Here is a 12,926-nt window from a genome sequence, read left to right on the forward strand (position 1 = left end):
GGGTGTCCGGAATCATTAGACCACTACACTTACAGGTCGTGCGGCAGCCAGAGAACTGAACCTACGCCCGAATGATATCTTGCACTTGAGACGACTAGCCGTGCTAAGAGAACCTCAAGTCAGGCTTGGAAAGTTTTGCAAGGAATATGCTTACTCAATCAATGACGTTGAAGATGCCCTAATCTGGCGTAAAAACCACATAACACTAGAGGAAGCTGGGTCCTTCATAGGCTGCGATAAACTTGTCATTCAGAAGCGGTATATCGAGACTGGATTCATCCCCTCCATCAAGCTTTCACTTACGCTCATTTCTCTCGAAGATGTCGCAAAGTGCGCCAGACACTATGAGCTCTACACAACGGTAGCCGGAATCACAAACGAGTTAGCGATATCTCAATGGTGGTTTATCAGCAAATTTATGACATCAGGAATCTTAAACCCACTTCCGCAGGATCATCCCGACGCGATTCCCAATCAATCGGTAATCATTCGATCTGAGGCACTAAGGCACTAAGGCACTTGGAAGAGTATTATACAAAAAGAGAGAATCCAATTTTTTGTGTTTCTTACCAACCCGAACCAAATCCTGATATCGCATCTCGCACACTTGATAAAAATGCTGCAGATGATGAAAAAATCTAAGAGCAGCAATAAAAAGTCCATCGCCATGCGGTGCTTAAAATATTACACCCCTGCTAATGCTCGCTAGGTGCTAGCACAAGCGTGAGAGAACAGCCAAAGACTGCTTAATCACCCGTTTGATCGACCTTCTCCCCTCCCCATATCGCCGGCCTGTGCCGAAGCCTATCACTAGAGCAGGCTTTGGACATTAGCCCCTGCCTGACGAGTGACTGCTCAGAGGACAAGAGGGCGACTGACACGCAAATGACGTGCTACAAATTTTATGCGCTCTGAGACTGGACAAACCGGTCTGACCAGTCGAAAGTAAGAAACGCGTTTGACTGAAAAAGCGTGCTTGGAGACGCGAAATGAGCGCAAAGGGAAATCTGGAAAACACGCAAAACCGAGCATAAGTCGCTGATTTTTCTAGCTGCGTGATTCACGATTATCTGCACCTTCAAGAACCCCTTGCAAAGCCGGAAAAACCGCGCTTACACTGCCCACGCACTGGACATACCGGTAAGACCACAATAATTAAGTCCTCCGCTCTTTCGCCCCCGTGGCATCGAAGCAGGGACACCGACCAGAGATCCCTCCCATGCTCAAATGGTGCTCGCGTTCGATCTTCCTCCAAGTGGTGTTGGGCCTTGTGCTAGGCATAGCCTGCGGCCTGAGCTTTCCTGAAGTTTCCCTGCAACTCAAACCCCTCGGTGACGGCTTCATCAAGCTGATCAAGATGTTGATCGGGCTGATCGTGTTTTGCGTGGTGGTCAGCGGCATCTCCGGTGCCGGCGACCTGAAGAAAGTCGGGCGCATCGGCCTGAAATCGGTGATCTACTTCGAAATCCTGACCACCATCGCCCTGGTGATCGGCCTGGTGTTCGCCTTTACCTCCGGCATCGGCAGCGGCGCCAACATTCACCTGGACCAATTGGCCAGCAGCGAAGCCAGCAACCTGGCCGAACGCGGCCAACACATCCACGGCACCGCCGCCTTCCTCATGGACCTGATCCCGACCTCGGTGATTGGAGCGTTTGCCGACAACAATATCCTCCAGGTCCTGCTGTTTTCGGTGCTGTTCGGCAGCGCCCTGAACCTGGTGGGTGAAGCGGCCTCGGGCATCTCGCGGCTGATCAACGAACTGAGCCATGTGATCTTCCGCATCATGGGCATGATTGTGCGCCTGGCGCCGATTGGCGTGTTCGGTGCCATCGCCTTCACCACCAGCAAATACGGCCTGGAATCGCTGCAGCACCTGGGCGGCCTGGTGGCCTTGTTCTACCTGACCTGCACCGGCTTCGTGCTGCTGATTCTGGGCACCGTGATGCGCCTGTCGGGGCTGAAGATCCTGCCCTTCATCAAGTACCTGCGCGAAGAGCTGACCATCGTCCTCGGCACCGCCTCCTCCGACGCCGTGCTGCCGCAGATCATGCGCAAGCTTGAACACCTGGGCGTGGGCAGCTCCACGGTCGGCCTGGTCATCCCCACGGGTTACTCGTTCAACCTCGACGGTTTCTCGATCTACCTGACCCTGGCTATCGTGTTCATCGCCAATGCCACCGGCACACCGCTGGCCATGACCGACCTGCTGACCATCCTGCTGGTGTCGCTGATTACCTCCAAAGGCGCCCACGGCATCCCCGGCTCCGCCCTGGTCATCCTGGCCGCAACCCTGACCGCCATCCCGGCGATACCGGTGGTCGGCCTGGTGCTGGTGCTGGCGGTGGACTGGTTCATGGGCATCGGCCGGGCGCTGACCAACCTGATCGGCAACTGCGTGGCTACCGTCGCCATTGGCCGCTGGGAAGGCGATATCGACATGGAGCGGGCCAACAATGTGCTGTCGGGTAAACAGGGCTTCGGCTTTGCCCAGCGCAAGACCCCGAACGCCCATCAACAAGAGTTCTGAGTAACATGGCCGGCAGCCCCACTGCCGGCCACAGGAGCAAACCATGCAAGTGTTCTCATGGAGTGAACAATGATTACTTCATCGACCGTCGTGAACTCGGTGGTAGAAAAACTCCGCCAGGCTCTGGCCCGTGGCCAGTGGCGCTCCGGCGACATGCTCCCGGGCCAGCGCGAACTGGCCGAGCAACTGGGCATCAGCCGCCCGAGCCTGCGTGAAGCGGTGACGGTGCTGGAAACCCTCGGCCTGGTGCGTTCGATGCCGGGCAAGGGCGTGCTGGTGCTTGATGCCGATACAGTACCAACCACCCTGCCCCAGAGCGGCGTCGCCGAGGCCAGCCTGGAAGACGTGCTGCAGCTGCGCTATACCCTCGAACCGTTCATTGTCGGCCTGGTGGCGCAGTCGATCAGCAGCAAGGAAATCGGCCAACTGCGCCTGACCCTGATGGACATGCGCGAAGCCCTCGAGGCCCAAGACAGCGAAGCCGGCGTCAACGCCTACATCGCCTTTCACGAAGAGCTGTTCACCCTGACCGCCAACCCGATCTTCCAGAGCGTGGTGCAGCAGACCAGCAATGCCCTCAAGCAAAGCGCCGCAGTGCTGCGCAACTCGCCCGAGCATTTGGCGGCAAGGCTTGAAGAAAACGAAGCGGTGGTACGTGCCATCCGCAACAAGAACAGCGCCCAGGCCAGCGCGCAGATGCGCCACCACATCCTCCAGGAAGGCCTGCGCATGGGTATCGAACTGAACATCCCGGACGATCATCCGGGCAACTGACCCCAGGAGTGCGACCATGAACGCCAGCGCCCACGCCCATGCCACCGCCCTGCCGCCACTGCTCGCCCAGGGTGAACGCCGGTTGTCGGCCGAGCAGATCTACCCGCGGCTGTTCGATGCCATCCTCGAACAGCGCCTGGCCCCTGGCAGCGCCCTGACCGAGCAAGCCCTGGGCGATGCCTTCGGGGTCAGCCGCACGGTGATCCGCCGGGTACTCGGGCGCCTGTCCGACCAACAGGTCATCGTCCAGCGCCCCAGCCACACCGCACGCCTGGCCGCGCCCGACCCACAACATGCACGGCAGATCCTCAGCGCCCGGCGCCTGGCCGAAACCACCTTGATCAGCCTGGCGGCCAAGCGCTCACGGCCGGCCAAGATCCGCCAGTTGCGCGAGCTGGTGGCCCGCGAGCGCCAGCACCATGAACAGGGCCAGCGCTGCACGGCGATCCGCCTGGGTGGCGAGTTTCACCTCAAACTTGCGGAAATGGCCGACAACGTACCCTTGGCGCGTTTTCTCAATGGCCTGGTGCCGCAAACCTCGCTGATCATTGCCCAGTACGAAGCGCGGCCATGCAGTCATTGCGCCTGGCAGGAGCATGCGGCGATCATCGATGCGCTGGAGGACGGTGATGGCGAGGCGGCGTTGGCGTTGATGCATGAGCATCTGGACCATATCGAAGCCAAGCTCGACCTGGAGGATTGACCGAAGGGCCTCATCGCCGGCAATGCCTCCACAGTGGGTTTGTCTACGCCGAACCTGTGGGAGCTGGCTTGCCTGCGATCGACCGCGAAGCGGTCGTAATCCAGACACCGCCTGATATGCTGGTTGTACTGGCCTCATCGCGGGTCAAGTCGCCTCGTCGCACTGCCGCCCCCACAGTGGATCTGGGTATGCCGGACATGTGGGGCTGGCCTTGCCAGCGCTCGCAATCCTGGCGACAGCTGTTGTCCGCCCGCTTTACCATGGGCCTCGATCGCCTTGGAGGGCACGCTGATGAACGAAAGGATCACCTCGGTTAAACCCGAGCCCGCTGCTGCACCTGCGCCGCAAATGACGCCTGAACAGCGCCACCAGGTGCGCGTGGCGATGTCCGATGCCTTCGTCGACACCCACATCGAGTTCCTCTGGATCGCCCGCCACCTGGTAGGGTTTGACCGCGAGCTGCTGAAAGAAATCTTCTACAGCGAAGTCGCCCCCGCCTGCTACGGCAACATCATGACGCCGGTACCGCCGATCTGGACCGGTTTCGACGAAACCTGGCTGCAGGAAGAGATCGAAGAAAGTCTCCAAGCACGCCGCGACAGCTGGTGGCGGCGCCAGATTGACCGCTTTCTGAATGCCACCTGGGTGTGGTTTTTCTGCAAGGAAATCTGGGCAGAGATCGTCGAGGCGCTGGATCAGGCCGAGGCCGAACAGCAGCCCGAGTGACGGCACCTATACTCAAATAACCACCGTGCTCGACCTTCCCTAACCACAGGGGGCTGCGATTTTATGCCGCGTTCCCCGCTTACCGTGCTGCTGCTCGCCTTGTTCCTGGTGCTGGCTGGCTGCGGCTCGCGGCAAAAGGTCAGCGAGCCGCCGCCCATCCCGGTCAGCGCGGCGACCTGGCAGCAGATCGACCGCGACATCATCGACGCCTCGCTGGCCACCACCAGTTCGGTCAACGACTATGCCCGGCGCTCCATGCGGGTGTGGAAGGAGCGCGTGCAGCAGTACACCGAAAGCGACTTCATCCCCTGGTTCACCGGCTACTGGACCCAGCAATGGCTGACCATGAAAGTGGCCTGGTACAAGATGAACAGTGGCGAAGGCCGTGAAACACCGGAAAAACGCCTGGCCCTGTACCTGCAAGAGCAGTACCACGAGCGGGTGCTCGACCCGGTGGCCAAGGAAATCGACCCCGAAGCCATTCGCGACCGGGCCATGGAGTTGTATATCCAGCTGCTCGGCCAGCAACTGCAGCAGATCGCCCAGCGCTACCGCGCACCAACGGAGCAGTTCAACCTGCACCTGACACGCATCCAGGCCATTGGCCTCGGGCCGCCAGCCAACAACAACGCATCGCTGCATCAACTGCTGTTCAGCAAACCGCTGGAACAGCAGCCCGCCTATGCAGCCCTGGTCAAACGTCTGCACAGCGCCGTGCGCGCCGGCACCCAGCGCTCGGACATCGGCTTGTCATCGGTCGCCCAGCAAGCCAGCGAAAAGCTCGGCGCCACCCTGGCGCCACGGGGTATTGCCAGCGCCGTGGCGGCGGCGGTCGGGCGCGCCGCGGGCACGGTGATTTCCCTGGCGGCGACCGGTATTGGGGTCGTGAGCCACAACCGCGAGCAACCGGCGATGATCGAACAACTGCGGGTGATCCTCAACGTGGCGCTGAACGAGGAGTGGCGCGATCTGATGGAGAATCGCAAGACCGGCGCCATGGCCGGCGTCTATTACCTGTCGGGGGAAATCGAAGACAGCCTGCTAGCCGCCGAAGGCCCCGAGCACGAGCCGCAGCCCGCCGCCCAAGTGATTACCCTGCCCGCCCAGTAAGGGTCTTGTTCATGCCGGCTGCGCCTGGGCCGAAATCGGCAGGCCAAAGATGCGGTCGAACAACCCGTTGTAGATGAAGGTGTAGCAAGGGATGAGAATGATAAAGGCCAGGTCCACCAGCACGGCTTCGACCAGGCTCATGTTCAGCCACCAGGCAATCAGCGGGATCAGGTACACCACCAACGTCAGCTGGAAACCGATGGCATGCGCCACCCGCCGGGCAACACTGCGCCCGCGCTTGGCCTGGCGGCTTTCCCAATACTCAAACAGGGTGTTGTAGATGAAGTTCCAGGCCATGGCGATGGTGGTGATCATCACCGCCAGCGGCCCGGTATTGCTCGGCGCGCTGTCGGCCAGGTAGGCCAGGCCCAGGGTCGACATGCACAGGCCGATCAGTTCATAGGCGGTCACGTAGACCAGTTTGCGTTTGACACCTTGCACGTTGCTAACCTCGGTTTTGCACTGAAACGCCGCCTTTTGGCACGGCTGAGGCGGGCAAGCATGCGTCAATCCTGTTGACAACCAAAGTCAACAGCTATCAGATTTACTGATAGGAGAGTGCCATGAATTTTTCCAGCGACAACATCGAACTGTTTCTCGCCGTGCTCGACCGCGGCTCGTTTTCGGCCGCCGCACGCGCTCTGGGCCGAGTGCCTTCAGCGGTGAGCATGGCCATCGGCAACCTTGAAGCGGAGCTCGGCTTCAGCCTGTTCGATCGCACTCACCGGGAAACCCGCCCCACCGCCATGGCCCAGGCGCTGGAGCCGCATGCGCGGATGATCGCCCATCAACTGGGGCAGTTGCAGGTGCACGCCCTGGAGTTGTCCCAAGGGCTGGAAAGCACCCTGAGCATCAGCGTGGTGCCGGACATCGAGCACAGGCACCTGCTGGCAGCGATCAGAACCCTCAGCGAGCGTCACCCGTTACTGAATGTCGAGGTGCTGACGGCCCCGCAGGAAGACGCCCTGCAACTGCTGCACGACGGTCGCGTCAGCCTGTGCCTGGCCTTTGCCGGGCTGGCAGTGGACGCCCGCCAGCGCTTTCAGAACATCGGCATGGAATCGCTGGTGGCCTGCATCGGCCCGCAGCACCCGGCCCTGCAGCAGCGCCCGCGGCAGATCGTCTACCTCGAAGACCTGGCCAACGTGCGGCAGATCCTGGTGGCCAGCCGTGACCTGCCGCTGAGCGACACCCGCGCCCTGATCGGCAAGGCGCACTGGCGCACCGACAGCCTGGCCATGGCCATCGAGATGGTCGAAGCCGGCCTTGGCTGGGGCGACTTCCCGTTGTCGCGGGTGGCGCCTCTACTGGACGCCGGACGCCTGGTGCGCCTGGATTTCAGCAACACCCGCAACGAATTGCAGCTGCCGGTGCATGCCTTCTGGCGCCAGCATCAGCCGCTGCAAAAAGCTGCCCAGGAGCTGGTGCGTTTGCTCGGGGTGCAGTAAAGCGCCTGGCTGAAACACGCACGCCAGAGCAGGCTGTAGGAAAATCCTGTCAGCCCCTGCGGCAAAACTACCTATCAATTTTTCCGTTTCGCGGCCGATACCCGTCTGGATAGGTACGAGCACACGCCAAAAGCGCCGCTCGGCACTCCTCTTTACTGGCACAAGGTCTCGGAACATGAACCTGAAATTTCGCCACAAGATCCTGCTGTGCGCCTGCGGCGTCGTGGTTCTGGCATTTGCACTGTTCACCCTCTACAACGATTACCTGCAACGCAACACCATCCGACAGAACATCGACTCGTCGGTCAAACAGGCCGGCGCACTGGCCGCCAGCAGTGTGCAGAACTGGATGAGCGGACGCATTCTGGTCCTGGAAAACCTCGCCCAGGACGTCGCCCACCAAGGCGCCAATGCCGACTTCCCGGGGTTGGTCGACCAGCCATCGTTCACCAACAACTTCCAGTTCACCTACGTCGGCCAGTCCAACGGCGTGTTCACCCAGCGCCCGGACGCGAAGATGCCTGACGGCTACGACCCGCGCCAGCGTCCGTGGTACACCGCCGCCGTCGCCGCCAACCAGACCATGCTGACCCCGCCCTACATGGCCGCGGTCGGCGGCCTGGTGGTTACCATTGGCATGCCGGTGAAAAGCAAGGCCAACGGCGAGCTGCTCGGCGTGGTCGGCGGCGACCTGAGCCTGGCCACCCTGGTCGATATCATCAACGCCGTGGACTTCGGCGGTATTGGCCACGCGTTTTTGGTCGACCGTAACGGTCAGGTGATCGTCAGCCCGGACAAAGACCAGGTGATGAAGAACCTCAAGGACATCTACCCGGGCAGCAACCTGCATATCGCGCCAGGCACCCACGAGGTGACCCTGAACAAGCAGGAGCGGATCATCTCCTTCGCCCCGGTCAGCGGCCTGCCGACGGCTGACTGGTACATCGGCCTGTCGATCGACCGCGACAAAGCCTACGCCGGCCTCAGCCAGTTCCGTACCTCGGCGATCATCGCCATGCTCATTGCCGTGGCCGCCATTGCTGGCCTGCTGAGCCTGCTGATTCCGGTGCTGATGCGTCCGCTGACCACCATGGGCCGCGCCATGCAGGACATTGCCCAGGGCGAAGGCGACCTGACCCGCCGCCTGGTGGTGGAGAACAAGGACGAGTTCGGTGAACTGGCCGGTGCCTTCAACCAGTTCGTCGAGCGTATCCATGCCTCGATTGCCGAAGTGTCCTCGGCCACTCGCCAGGTCCATGACCTGTCCGAGCGGGTGATGAGCGCCTCCAATGCCTCGATCATCGGCTCTGAAGAGCAGAGCATGCGCACCAACAGCGTCGCCGCGGCAATCAACGAGCTGGGCGCCGCCACCCAGGAAATCGCCCGCAACGCCGCCGACGCCTCGCAACACGCCAGCGGTGCCAGCGAGCAGGCCAATGACGGTCGTCAGGTGGTGCAGGAAACCATTTCGGCGATGACCGCGCTGTCGCAGAAGATCAGCGAATCCTGCGAGCAGATCGAAACCCTCAATGCCAGCACCGATGACATCGGCCAGATCCTCGACGTGATCAAGGGCATCTCCCAGCAGACCAACCTGCTGGCGCTCAACGCCGCCATCGAAGCGGCCCGTGCCGGTGAAGCCGGGCGTGGTTTTGCCGTGGTTGCCGACGAGGTACGCAACCTGGCGCACCGCACCCAGGAGTCGGCCGAAGAGATCCACAAGATGATCACCACCCTGCAGGTCGGTTCGCGCGAGGCGGTACACAACATGAACGCCAGCCAGGTTTCCAGCGAAGAAAGCGTGCTGGTCGCCAACCAGGCCGGCGAGCGCCTGAGCAGCGTGACCCAGCGCATCGGCGAGATCGACGGCATGAACCAGTCGGTGGCCGCCGCCACCGAAGAGCAGACCGCCGTGGTCGAAAGCCTGAACCTGGACATCACCCAGATCAACGTGCTGAACCAGCAAGGCGTGGCCAACCTCAACGACACCCTGCGTCATTGCGATGCCCTGGCCCAGCAGGCCGGGCGCCTCAAGCAACTGGTCGACAGCTTCAAGATCTGACGCGTAAACAAGCAAGAGGCCGCTCAGGCCCCTTGCTTTTACACCTCCCGCTACACCGCCAGCACCCGCTTGGCCCGCCCCAGGCGCAACCAGCCGATCAAAACCGCCAGCATCAGCACGAAGCCCAGGTAGCCGAAGAACGGATAGACCTGGCCGACCAGGCTGATAAAGCCGATCAGGCTGCAGATAAATGCCGCCACCCCCGCCGCCACCGAGCCCAGGCGAAAACTGCGGGTACCTGCCGGCAACAGCCGCGCCAGGAACGAATACAACGTGCCCACCGCAGTGTTGACGATCATGCCGAAGATGATCACGCACATGATCACGCCCAAGGCCGGAGAGATTTCGCTGGCAATCGAGAGCATCGGCATCGGCAGATCGGCGACGGTATCCAGGCGCGACAACAAGCCTGCGCTCATCACCAACATCAGCCCGCCCAAGGCCGCACCGCCAAGAATCCCGCCCCAGATCGCGGTCTTCTCCAGGCGTGCCGAGCCGCCGAGAATCGCCAGTATCGGCGCACCGGCGACGATGTTGTACGACACATACAGGAACGCGCCGAGCAGCCAGTGGCTGGTACCCGCCTGCTGCTGGCTGGCCACCTGATTCAGCGCGGCAAAGCTCAGCTCGCGGGTGAACACCGCGTACAAGGCGATGGCCGTGGCGATGAGGATCAGGAACGGCGTGACCGCCCCGATCAGCAGGATCACCTTTTGCACATCCAGACACACCACCGCCACCACCAGCAGGGTCACCAGTACACTACCGGTCAGCGCCGGAATGGCGAACTGCTGTTCAAGCAATGCCCCACCGCCGGCAAGCATCACCACGGTGACCGCAAACATGAAGAAGGTGATCAGCAGGTCAACGAACAAGCCCAGGTAGCGCCCACAAATGGCATACACCACATCCTTGTGCGAGGCGGCCTGCAAGCGGTTGCCCAGCCCGGCCAGGGCCATGCCGAGAAAAGTGAACAAGGCCGCGCTGACCAGCGCCCCGAGCAGGCCCCAGAGGCCGAAGTCGACAAAGAACAGCAACAGCTCCCGCCCCGAGGCGAAACCCGCGCCGACGATCACGCCGATAAAGGCGCCTGCAATTTTCAGCTGCTCTTTCATTTTCAACCCTCTGGTATCGATGGCCCTGCCCGGGCCTTGTTGTTGTTTTTACCCAGTGTTGCTGTGGTGCCTCAGTCGTTGCCGATCCAGGCCTGTACTTCGATCTCGACATCCACGCCCAGGGCCAGGCCGGCACTGACGGTGGAGCGCACCGGGTAGCCGTTGGCGAAGAAGCTTTTGTACACCTCGTTGAAACCGGCGAAATGGGCCATGTCGGACAGCCACACAGTGGCCTTGATCACCTGATCGAAACCCACGCCGCATTCGGCCAGGGTTTCGCCGATGCGTTCCAGAGCGGCCCGGGTCTGAACCTGAATGTCGCCACGCACCACTTCGCCGTCGGCGCGCATGGGGATCTGCCCGGAAAGGAACAGAAAGCCGCCGACCTTCACCGCCTTGGAGAACGGATACGGCAGGTGGCTGGGGATACGCTGGATAGTCGAGCTCATGGGAAATCTCCTTGGGGAGTTAACGAAAACGCGCCGGGGACAAGCGTTGCGGCTCGACCCCTTCGGCGCTCAAGGTTGCTGCAAGCGGCTGCTCAAGCAGCAGCGCGCACGCCAGTTGCGAAGCGCCAGCGGCGGACTGGATACCGTAACCACCCTGCGCCGCCAGCCAGAAAAACGCAGGATTCTGCGGGTCGTGGCCGATCACCAAGTCGCCGTCGGCGACGAACGAACGCAAGCCCGCCCAGGTATGGCTGGGGCGGCGAATCGCCAGGGTGGTGATGGCTTCAATGTTGTAGATGCCGATGGCCACGTCGAGCTCTTCGGGCATCACGTCCTGGGGCTCGACCGGGTCGGCGTTGGCCGGCGAGCCGAGCAACTGCCCGGCGTCGGGTTTGAAATAGAAACTCTCATCGACGCCGATCACTGCGGGCCAGCGACTGAAGTCCTGGTCTTGCGGGCCTTCGAAGGTAAAGGCCGAGCGTCGGCATGGCTGCAGGCCGACGGGTTGGATACCACAGACCGCCGCGACGTGATCGGCCCAGGCGCCCGCGGCGTTGACCAGTTGGCGCGCCTGAATACGACTGCCATCGGCCAGGCTCAACTGCCAGTGACCCTCGTGGTAGCCGCCTTCAACCACCTCGGCATTGCAACGCAACTGGCCACCGGCCTGGCGGTAACCGCGCAGGAACCCCTGGTGCAGCGCATGCACATCCAGGTCCATGGCACCGGGCTCCAGCACTGCTCCGGCCAATACCTCGGCACGCAGGCTCGGCACCAGCGCCAACGCCGCGTCACGGTCGAGCAAGGTGACGTCGGTGCCGTTGGCCAGGCTTTGCGCATAGGTGCTGTCGAGCAGTGCCTGCTGCTCCAGCGTTGCCACATACAGGCAACCACGCGGCTCGAGCAACGCATGCTCACAGAAGCCCGGTGGCGGCGACGCATAGAATGCACGGCTGGCGCGGGTCAGCGCCTGGATCTGCGGCGTGCCGTAGGCCTCCATGAACATCGCTGCCGAGCGACCGGTGGCGTGATAACCAGCCTGGGCTTCGCGCTCAAGCATCAGCACCTGCCGCCCTTGCGCCAGGCGATAACCCAGCGATGCGCCAGCAATACCGGCGCCGATGATTACGATGTCGAAGGTCTCTGTCATAGCCATGCACTCGCTTGCGAGGTATAATTATCATTTGTGAGAATTCTAATATATGAGAATTTCGGATTATGCAAGCGGCCACGGTAAGATGCGGGTCCGTTTTGTCTGACCGAGATGCTTGATGAGTGCCGACCGCTCCCCTGCCGACGACCGCCCTGGTGCGCTGCCACTGATTGACCGCGCCGAAGTCGGAGCGCGCCTGCGTAGCGTGCGCAAGGCCCAGCAACTGACGCTCAAGCAACTGTCGGCGCTGTCCGGGGTACCGGTGTCGACCCTGTCGAAAATGGAACTGGCCCAGGTCTCGGTGAGCTACGAAAAACTGGCGGCGGCGGCGCGGGCACTGAAGGTTGATATCGCCCAGCTGTTTCGCGCTTCAGGCGTGAGCGATATGCCGGTGCCGACCACGGTGGTGGTCAACTCCCTGCCCACAGCGCCCGGCTACAGCACTGGGACCTACGACTACCACCCGATCGCCGGGGAATTTCCCGAGCGGCTGATGACGCCAATGTATGCGCGGATCATCGCCCGCGAGCGGCAACAGTTCGATGAATTCATCCGCCATCCGGGACAGGAATTTGCCCTGGTGCTCAGCGGGCGCGTGCGGATTGTGTTTGAGACGGGTGAGGCCGTGAGTATCGGCCCACAGGAGACGGCGTACTTCAACAGCAATGTCGGGCATATTTATCTTTCCGAGACGGAAGATGGCGGGGATGCGCATGTGATGGTGGTGATGACGGATCGGTAACAGCGTTGTCTGTAACACCGCATCGCGGGTCAAGCCCGCTCCCACAGCGCCACGCGCTCAGCAAGAGCGAAGCGAATTGTGCTCTTGATCTTGATCTACCGGCCCCGTTAACCA

At 61.6% G+C, this 12,926-nt stretch carries 12 protein-coding genes and 1 pseudogene; 9 read left to right on the forward strand and 4 right to left on the reverse strand.

The window, feature by feature from the left end:
* The first annotated feature begins 1,219 nt into the window (after positions 1–1,219).
* The 5 genes from UW3_RS0125975 to UW3_RS0125995 all read left to right on the forward strand — a co-directional run bounded on the left by UW3_RS0125975 (position 1,220) and on the right by UW3_RS0125995 (position 5,843).
* A complete protein-coding gene (locus tag UW3_RS0125975) occupies positions 1,220–2,530 on the forward strand; it encodes a C4-dicarboxylate transporter DctA (RefSeq protein WP_010227031.1) in 1,311 nt (436 codons plus the stop codon).
* A 69-nt stretch (positions 2,531–2,599) separates the two neighbouring features.
* On the forward strand, positions 2,600–3,304 hold the full coding sequence (locus UW3_RS0125980; RefSeq protein ID WP_010227033.1) for a FadR/GntR family transcriptional regulator: 705 nt from the start codon (positions 2,600–2,602) through the stop codon (positions 3,302–3,304).
* A 16-nt stretch (positions 3,305–3,320) separates the two neighbouring features.
* Positions 3,321–4,007, forward strand: a complete 687-nt coding sequence (locus tag UW3_RS0125985) for a GntR family transcriptional regulator (RefSeq protein WP_010227034.1) — start codon at positions 3,321–3,323, stop codon at positions 4,005–4,007.
* A 291-nt stretch (positions 4,008–4,298) separates the two neighbouring features.
* A complete protein-coding gene (locus tag UW3_RS0125990) occupies positions 4,299–4,733 on the forward strand; it encodes a DUF7079 family protein (protein WP_010227036.1) in 435 nt (144 codons plus the stop codon).
* 63 nt (positions 4,734–4,796) lie between these two features.
* Positions 4,797–5,843: a hypothetical protein gene (locus tag UW3_RS0125995; protein ID WP_010227038.1), complete on the forward strand. Its 1,047-nt coding sequence runs from the start codon at positions 4,797–4,799 to the stop codon at positions 5,841–5,843.
* 9 nt (positions 5,844–5,852) lie between these two features.
* On the opposite strand, the gene UW3_RS0126000 is transcribed toward UW3_RS0125995, so the two are convergent.
* Complete coding sequence (locus UW3_RS0126000) at positions 5,853–6,284, reverse strand: PACE efflux transporter (protein ID WP_010227041.1); 432 nt, start codon at positions 6,282–6,284, stop codon at positions 5,853–5,855.
* Between the two features lie 122 nt (positions 6,285–6,406).
* Between UW3_RS0126000 and UW3_RS0126005 the strand changes: the two genes are divergently transcribed.
* The 3 genes and pseudogenes from UW3_RS0126005 to UW3_RS30360 all read left to right on the forward strand — a co-directional run bounded on the left by UW3_RS0126005 (position 6,407) and on the right by UW3_RS30360 (position 9,353).
* Positions 6,407–7,291, forward strand: coding sequence for a LysR family transcriptional regulator (locus tag UW3_RS0126005; protein ID WP_010227043.1), 885 nt, complete (start codon positions 6,407–6,409; stop codon positions 7,289–7,291).
* A 175-nt stretch (positions 7,292–7,466) separates the two neighbouring features.
* Positions 7,467–8,450: pseudogene (locus UW3_RS30355) on the forward strand (cache domain-containing protein); the annotation flags it as partial.
* Between the two features lie 162 nt (positions 8,451–8,612).
* The gene (locus UW3_RS30360; protein WP_374045279.1) at positions 8,613–9,353 is read left to right on the forward strand and encodes a methyl-accepting chemotaxis protein; all 741 of its coding nucleotides are present in this window, start codon (positions 8,613–8,615) and stop codon (positions 9,351–9,353) included.
* A gap of 50 nt (positions 9,354–9,403) precedes the next feature.
* Here the strand turns inward: UW3_RS30360 and UW3_RS0126015 are convergent, their stop codons facing one another.
* From UW3_RS0126015 to UW3_RS0126025, 3 genes are all read right to left on the reverse strand, one after another.
* Positions 9,404–10,468, reverse strand: coding sequence for a YkvI family membrane protein (locus UW3_RS0126015; protein ID WP_010227045.1), 1,065 nt, complete (start codon positions 10,466–10,468; stop codon positions 9,404–9,406).
* 71 nt (positions 10,469–10,539) lie between these two features.
* Positions 10,540–10,917 (reverse strand): RidA family protein, encoded by a 378-nt coding sequence (locus UW3_RS0126020; protein WP_010227046.1) that lies wholly within the window; start codon positions 10,915–10,917, stop codon positions 10,540–10,542.
* A gap of 19 nt (positions 10,918–10,936) precedes the next feature.
* A complete protein-coding gene (locus UW3_RS0126025; RefSeq protein ID WP_010227047.1) occupies positions 10,937–12,067 on the reverse strand; it encodes an NAD(P)/FAD-dependent oxidoreductase in 1,131 nt (376 codons plus the stop codon).
* A 121-nt stretch (positions 12,068–12,188) separates the two neighbouring features.
* Between UW3_RS0126025 and UW3_RS0126030 the strand changes: the two genes are divergently transcribed.
* Complete coding sequence (locus tag UW3_RS0126030; protein WP_010227048.1) at positions 12,189–12,812, forward strand: helix-turn-helix domain-containing protein; 624 nt, start codon at positions 12,189–12,191, stop codon at positions 12,810–12,812.
* Positions 12,813–12,926: the final 114 nt, after the last annotated feature.

This window comes from Pseudomonas donghuensis (genome assembly GCF_000259195.1).
In the GTDB taxonomy this organism is placed as follows: domain Bacteria; phylum Pseudomonadota; class Gammaproteobacteria; order Pseudomonadales; family Pseudomonadaceae; genus Aquipseudomonas; species Aquipseudomonas donghuensis.

Coding starts and splice junctions, on each gene's coding strand:
- UW3_RS0125975 (WP_010227031.1), top strand. CDS start 1,220: ATGCTCAAATGGTGCTCGCGTTCGATCTTCCTCCAAGTGGTGTTGGGC.
- UW3_RS0125980 (WP_010227033.1), top strand. CDS start 2,600: ATGATTACTTCATCGACCGTCGTGAACTCGGTGGTAGAAAAACTCCGC.
- UW3_RS0125985 (WP_010227034.1), top strand. CDS start 3,321: ATGAACGCCAGCGCCCACGCCCATGCCACCGCCCTGCCGCCACTGCTC.
- UW3_RS0125990 (WP_010227036.1), top strand. CDS start 4,299: ATGAACGAAAGGATCACCTCGGTTAAACCCGAGCCCGCTGCTGCACCT.
- UW3_RS0125995 (WP_010227038.1), top strand. CDS start 4,797: ATGCCGCGTTCCCCGCTTACCGTGCTGCTGCTCGCCTTGTTCCTGGTG.
- UW3_RS0126005 (WP_010227043.1), top strand. CDS start 6,407: ATGAATTTTTCCAGCGACAACATCGAACTGTTTCTCGCCGTGCTCGAC.
- UW3_RS30360 (WP_374045279.1), top strand. CDS start 8,613: ATGCGCACCAACAGCGTCGCCGCGGCAATCAACGAGCTGGGCGCCGCC.
- UW3_RS0126015 (WP_010227045.1), bottom strand. CDS start 10,468: ATGAAAGAGCAGCTGAAAATTGCAGGCGCCTTTATCGGCGTGATCGTC.
- UW3_RS0126020 (WP_010227046.1), bottom strand. CDS start 10,917: ATGAGCTCGACTATCCAGCGTATCCCCAGCCACCTGCCGTATCCGTTC.
- UW3_RS0126025 (WP_010227047.1), bottom strand. CDS start 12,067: ATGACAGAGACCTTCGACATCGTAATCATCGGCGCCGGTATTGCTGGC.
- UW3_RS0126030 (WP_010227048.1), top strand. CDS start 12,189: ATGAGTGCCGACCGCTCCCCTGCCGACGACCGCCCTGGTGCGCTGCCA.